Source organism: Gilliamella sp. B2824 (genome assembly GCF_026536245.1).
GTDB lineage: Bacteria > Pseudomonadota > Gammaproteobacteria > Enterobacterales > Orbaceae > Gilliamella.
The window spans coordinates 48271-54621 of sequence record NZ_JAFNON010000014.1; the positions used below are offsets into that span (position 1 = coordinate 48271).

Consider the following 6351-nt stretch of genomic DNA (forward strand, 5'->3'; position numbering starts at 1 on the left):
GCCAACAGCAAAATAGTGCCGTTACCATTGGAAAACATTTAAATAAAAGCCTGTTAATGAATGCTATAAATTGTTATTGTTAAAATTAGTTTCATTTGATATAGTTTCAATTGAAACTAATTTAATAAGGCTTTTTTATGGCGATCCCTATTACAACCGTTGAAAAACTGATTGATAAATTTAAATCTCGTGGACTTTCATTCAACTATGATGAGATTTTTTTGACTCGTTTATTGCAGTTTAGTACCGAAACACTGTTAGAAAATCTTAACCAAACTTATCAACAGTATCAGCTTGATGACAAATTATTTGCTATTTTACTGGTAATTTATTGGCATCAACCTGACGGCGTGAAGCCGTCACAAGTCAGTCAGTTAACCAATTTTTCGCGTGTCCAAGTTAGCCGTAGTGTCGAAACCTTGGTCGCAAATGGTCTGATTGAACGTCAAGATGATGCGAACGATCGTCGTTCCCACTGTCTGGTTTTGACAAATAAGGGGACTAATTTTTTTAAAAAAGAGTTACCCCCTATCGAACAGAAAGTGGTTGCTGCCTGGCAAATTATTTCGCAGGAAGAACGGCAGCAGTTACGTTCAATCTTAACTAAACTTTTAAAGCACCTTACTGAATAACGATAAGCGAGAATAGTTATGAAGAAAAAACAGCTCATACCTCTAATATTATTATTCATTTTGGCAATAAGTTGTATCGTTTGGTTTATTTATAAAAGCCCGGCTTCACTGGTTTTATATGGTAATGTCGATATTCGCACTGTGAATAGTAGTTTTCGTGTTTCAGGTCGCTTAATGCAGTTGAATCATGAAGAAGGCGATCATATCAAACAAGGTGATCTATTAGCTAAACTTGATGCTAAACCTTATCAAATTGCTTTAGATCAGGCGAAAGCCAATTTAATGATGCAGCAAGCGCAATTGGATTTAGTCACCACCGGCTATCGTAAAGAAGAAGTCGCGCAAGCTGCTGCACAAGTCTTACAGTATCAAGCGAGTTATGATTATGCCGAAAGCAATTATCAACGCATGGCAACATTGATTAAATCCGCCTCGATATCTAAAGATCAACTGGATAACAGCTTAACCTTGCGAAATCAAGCCAAAGCCAATTTACAGACAGCAAAACAAAAACTAGATCAACTCACTAACGGTTATCGCAAAGAGGAAATTGAATCAGCACAAGCAACCGTTGCTGTGGCAAAAGCTCAGCTTGAACAAGCTGAACTTAATTTATCGGATACCGAACTTTATGCTCCTACTGACGGCACCATTTTAACTCGCGCAGTTGAAGCCGGTACGATGTTGAGTGCAGGCACACCGATTTATGCGATTTCGTTAGATAGGCCAGTTTGGGTACGGGCTTATATCGATGAAGTCAATTTAAGTCAAGCCGTACCGGGTCGAACCGTTTATGTATATACCGATTCTCAGCCGGACAGACCCTATATCGGCCAAATTGGCTTTGTGTCTCCTACGGCAGAATTTACCCCGAAAACGGTTGAAACCCCCGTATTACGCACTGATTTAGTTTACCGTTTGCGAATTCAAATTAACCAAACCGGTGAAGGGCAAGCAGATGAGATGTTACGTCAAGGTATGCCGGTAACCATTAAATTTTCACAATAATGGTGACATTATGCAAAATCATCAGCAAATTGTACTCGACAAGGTCACCAAACAGTTTGTGCAAAACAATCAACCGGTAACAATTGCTATAAAGCCGTTATCGATAACCCTTTCCGCACATGGGGTAACTGGTTTGGTGGGTCCGGATGGCGCCGGCAAAACTACCTTGTTACGAATGTTAGCAGGGTTGCTTACGCCAAGTGAAGGCCAAATTACTGTTGCAGGATTAAACCCGATAGAAAACCGCGATCAACTACGGACAATTGTAGGCTATATGCCCCAAAAGTTTGGTCTTTATGAAGATTTGACCGTGTTAGAAAATCTTAATTTATTTGCTGATCTACGTGATATCAAAAGCGAAGATCGTCAGCAAATTTTCGATAAACTGCTTAAATTTACCGATTTGGCGCGCTTTACTGAACGACTAGCCGGTAAGTTATCCGGCGGGATGAAGCAGAAACTTGGTCTAGCTTGTACTTTATTGGGCGATCCACAAATTTTGTTACTTGATGAACCGGGTGTTGGCGTTGATCCGATTTCACGCAAGGAACTATGGCAAATGGTGCATCAGTTAGCCAATGAAGGGATGCTTATCATCTGGAGTACATCTTACCTTGACGAAGCTGAACAATGTAAATCCATTTTATTGCTTAATAAAGGTGAATTACTTTTTCAAGGACAACCGCAACGGCTAACCCAGCGCGTTGCCAATCGAGTTTACTTGCTTTCTTCATCTACATCAAATCGAACGTTATTACAATCAGTTTTAAAATTACCCGCAGTAAGTGACGGTGTGATTGAAGGCGATAATATTCGCTTGATTATAAAATCAGATCAATCTATTGAGCAAATATTAAAGCATCTGCCTATCCCCGATATTACCAGTAAACCGACTTGTGGGCGTTTTGAAGATGCATTTATCGATTTACTTGGCGGTATTACTCATAAAGAATCGATATTGAGTAAAATTATGCCGAAAATATCGGGATCACTCGATGATATTGTTATCGAAGCCAAAGATTTGACAAAAACTTTTGGCAGCTTTATTGCCACAGATCAGGTAAATTTTACCATTAAACGCGGCGAAATTTTTGGTTTATTAGGTCCAAATGGCGCAGGTAAATCAACAACGTTTAAAATGATGTGCGGCTTATTGCCTGTTAGTCGCGGAAAAGCCTTAGTCTTGGGGTTAGATCTGAAAAAAAGTGCGATCCAAGTACGTGAACGAATTGGCTATATGGCGCAACGCTTTTCGCTATATGATAAATTGAGTGTGTATCAAAATCTGCGCTTTTTTTCGGGGATTTATGGCTTGATGGCAGATGAACAAAAACAACGCATGAACGAGATGATAACCGCATTCGATTTAGAGCCTATGTTAGCTAAAAAACCTGAATCATTGCCACTAGGATTCAAACAACGCTTAGCTTTAGCTTGTGCTTTGATGCATAAACCCGAAATTGTCTTTTTAGATGAACCGACATCAGGTGTCGATCCGATAACGCGTCGTGAATTTTGGGTTCATATTAATAGTCTGGTTGAAAAAGGTGTAACGGTTATGGTGACAACGCACTTTATGGATGAGGCTGAATATTGTGATCGTATCGCTTTAATTAATGGTGGCAAAGTAATTGCTTTAGGTTCACCAAATCAATTAAAGCAATCCGTCGCCGACAATGCAACTATGGAGCAAACTTTTATTAAACTGGTCGTTGATGCTAAATCAGGAAAAACATTATGATGTTTTCATTCAGCCGTACATTGACACTGTGTAACAAAGAGATTAAGCAAATCCTTCGTGATCCAAGTAGCTGGATAATCACCATTATTATTCCCTTGTTATTATTGTTCCTATTTGGTTATGGTATTAGTTTAGATTCCAACAAAATTCGTATTGGTGTATTAGTCGAACAACAAAGTCAGCCGGCTCATGATTTTGTACAAGAATTGAATGGTTCCCCTTTTATTGATCCTGTGTTTTCAAATAACCGCTATGAATTATCAACAAAATTAAGCGCCGGACAAATTCGAGGGATAGTTGTCATACCCGTTAATTTTGCGCAAGCAGTACAAAATCACCAAGGAACTATTCAACTTATCACCGATGGCAGTGAACCCAATACTGCTAATTTTGTACAAGGTTATTTAACGAGCATATGGCAAATTTGGCAACAAAAGCAAAATCAACAACGATTGATTGACCATCGTCAAGGTATTGAAATAACCTCGCACGTTTGGTTTAACTCAGCGGCGATAAGCAAAAACTTTATTTTGCCTGGCGCTATCACGATCATTATGACAGTGATAGGTTCAATTCTAACTGCTTTGGTGATTGCTCGTGAATGGGAACGTGGCACGATGGAAGCGTTATTATCAACGCCAATGACTAAGTTAGAGTTTTTATTATCAAAGCTTATTCCCTATTATCTAATTGGTCTACTCGCGTTAATTATTTGTGTAATTGTGACGGTGGGCATCATGCAAGTGCCTTTTCGCGGTTCGATTACACTATTATTAATTGTGAGTAGTTTATTTTTACTGGTTATTTTACAACTGGGTTTATTGATATCAACATTAGCCCGCAACCAGTTTAATGCAGCTATGATTGCATTAAACGCGGCATTTTTACCAGCCGTTATGCTTTCGGGATTCGTATTTGAAATCAATAGTATGCCGGCCATTATCCAACTCGTTACTTATATCATCCCAGCTCGTTACTACGTCAATATTTTACAAACGCTGTTTTTAGCCGGCGATATTGTATCGGTAATGCTAATTAATGCGTTTTTTTTAATCATCTGCATCTGTCTTTTATTTGTGGTGATATTAAAAAAAACCCGTATGCAATTAGATTAAGATAACCGGAACAAATACTATGATAAAATTGATTAACACAATAACCCTATATCGAACTTTGACTCTAATAAAAAAAGAGCTCGCCCTACTTTGGCAAGATAAACAAACCCGTCTTATTTTAGTCATGCCAGTTTTACTGCAAATTTTTATCTTTCCTTTTGCTGCTACGCTTGATGTCACCAATGCAACAATAGCCGTGTATAGACCAACAATAGATGAACCGAGTTCAGAGTTAATTAATCGATTTGCACATTCGAGTTCTTTTTCTAAAATATTAGTACTCGATTCACAGCAGGCCATTAGTGATACAATTAATTATCAAAAAGCCTTAGTTGCGGTGCAATTTCCAAGTGATTTCTCGCAAAAATTACTTAGTGGGCAATCCACACAAATCCAAATTATTTTAGATGGTCGCAAGTCTAACAGTGCGCAAATTGCTGCTAGCTATATTCAACAAATTATTATGCAATATCAGCAAGAACAACTAGGGCAAAATAGTAGTCAATTGATTGTCCGTCATCGTTACAACAGTAATTTAGACTATAAACATTTTATCTTACCGTCCTTAATTGCGTTAATTACGACTATCGGCGTTATGATTGTCACCTCACTTTCGGTAGCACGTGAACGCGAACAAGGTACCCTTGACCAGTTACGCATTTCACCTTTAATGACTTGGCAAATTTTTACTGGTAAAGCAATACCAGCAATTATTGTCGCCATGTTACAAGGCAGTTTGATACTGATTGCCAGCATTTTTCTTTATGGCATTACCTTTCAAGGATCACTCATTTATTTTTATTTATGTATGTTTAGTTATGGATTATCGTTAGTTGGATTTGGCTTATTTATTTCTGCACTTTGTTCAACTCAACAACAAGCATTTATTGGTATTATTACCTTTATGATGCCGGCAATATTATTATCAGGATTTATTGCGCCGGTCGAAAACATGCCAATTTTTTTACAATATCTAACAGAAATTAATCCGGTGCGCCATTTTGTCGAACTAACAAAGCAGATTTATCTAAAAAATGTCAGTTTTGCTATTATCTGGCATAGTTTATGGAAACTGTATGCCATCACAATATTATTAGGTGGTAGTGCTTACTATCTATTTAAAAAGTATGTGTAACATCTCATAACATTCGAAGATTCGAATAATGTAAAATGCGTTATGTTGAAGTCGCAGATTGTATAATGTTGGCCGACTTTACCGTCTAACAATACAGAATTTAGCATAATATAATTATACGAACTAAACTCATAGATAAATTCGGATGTTCAGTGACACCCGAACTTTACCGTACTTTCATACGATAAGATGATTATTTTTTATTTGTCTAATTAACGTATTGATTCAGATCATGAATTCAATTTTATATACAGTGTTGTCTACATTTTATGTTAATAATTGCACAGTGTTGCTATTGTCAATAGCAAAGCGGAGGTCGCAGTCACGCAGTGAACGAGCGAGCATTTGACGCAGTAACCTATTGACAACCCACCCAATTTTATCCTTTAGTACAGGTGGAAAGGAACGCATAGCGAGCCTTTCCGCTTGGACGACCTTAAAAATTTGGTTATAATTCAGCCGTTAATATCACCAAACTACCTAAGGAGTGCAGTATGCGAGACCAAAAAGAACGAGTGGAAACAATCGAAAGTACCATGAAAAATGAATTCAGACATGCTTTGGCGGTCAATTTAATTACACAAGAGCAACATGACAACTATCTTCAGGAGCTCAATGAATTAACGTCATATATCTATGAAAAGTATAAAGATGACCCAAGTTTTTATCCTGATGATTGGGATAAGATAAATTATTACTATGAAAAAATTGTAGCCTTAG

General features: G+C 37.6%; 6 protein-coding genes. All 6 read left to right on the plus strand.

From position 1 onward, the window contains the following. Positions 1-137 precede the first annotated feature (137 nt). The gene (locus J3U56_RS11150; protein WP_267344847.1) at positions 138-632 is read left to right on the plus strand and encodes a MarR family transcriptional regulator; all 495 of its coding nucleotides are present in this window, start codon (positions 138-140) and stop codon (positions 630-632) included. Positions 633-650: 18 nt separating this feature from the next. Next, on the plus strand, positions 651-1640 hold the full coding sequence (hlyD, locus tag J3U56_RS11155; RefSeq protein ID WP_267344845.1) for a secretion protein HlyD: 990 nt from the start codon (positions 651-653) through the stop codon (positions 1638-1640). Between the two features lie 10 nt (positions 1641-1650). Further along, entirely contained in the window at positions 1651-3381 is a 1731-nt protein-coding gene (locus tag J3U56_RS11160; RefSeq protein ID WP_267367748.1) for an ATP-binding cassette domain-containing protein, read from the plus strand. Then, entirely contained in the window at positions 3378-4496 is a 1119-nt protein-coding gene (locus J3U56_RS11165; protein WP_267332472.1) for an ABC transporter permease, read from the plus strand. Before J3U56_RS11160 ends, J3U56_RS11165 begins: the two co-directional genes overlap by 4 nt. A 19-nt stretch (positions 4497-4515) precedes the next feature. Continuing rightward, positions 4516-5631 carry an ABC transporter permease gene (locus tag J3U56_RS11170; protein WP_267344842.1) on the plus strand — a complete coding sequence of 372 codons (1116 nt, stop codon included), beginning with the start codon at positions 4516-4518 and terminating at the stop codon, positions 5629-5631. Between the two features lie 494 nt (positions 5632-6125). Beyond that, a partial coding sequence (locus J3U56_RS11175) for a hypothetical protein (protein ID WP_267367750.1) occupies positions 6126-6351 on the plus strand: 226 nt, incomplete at its 3' end.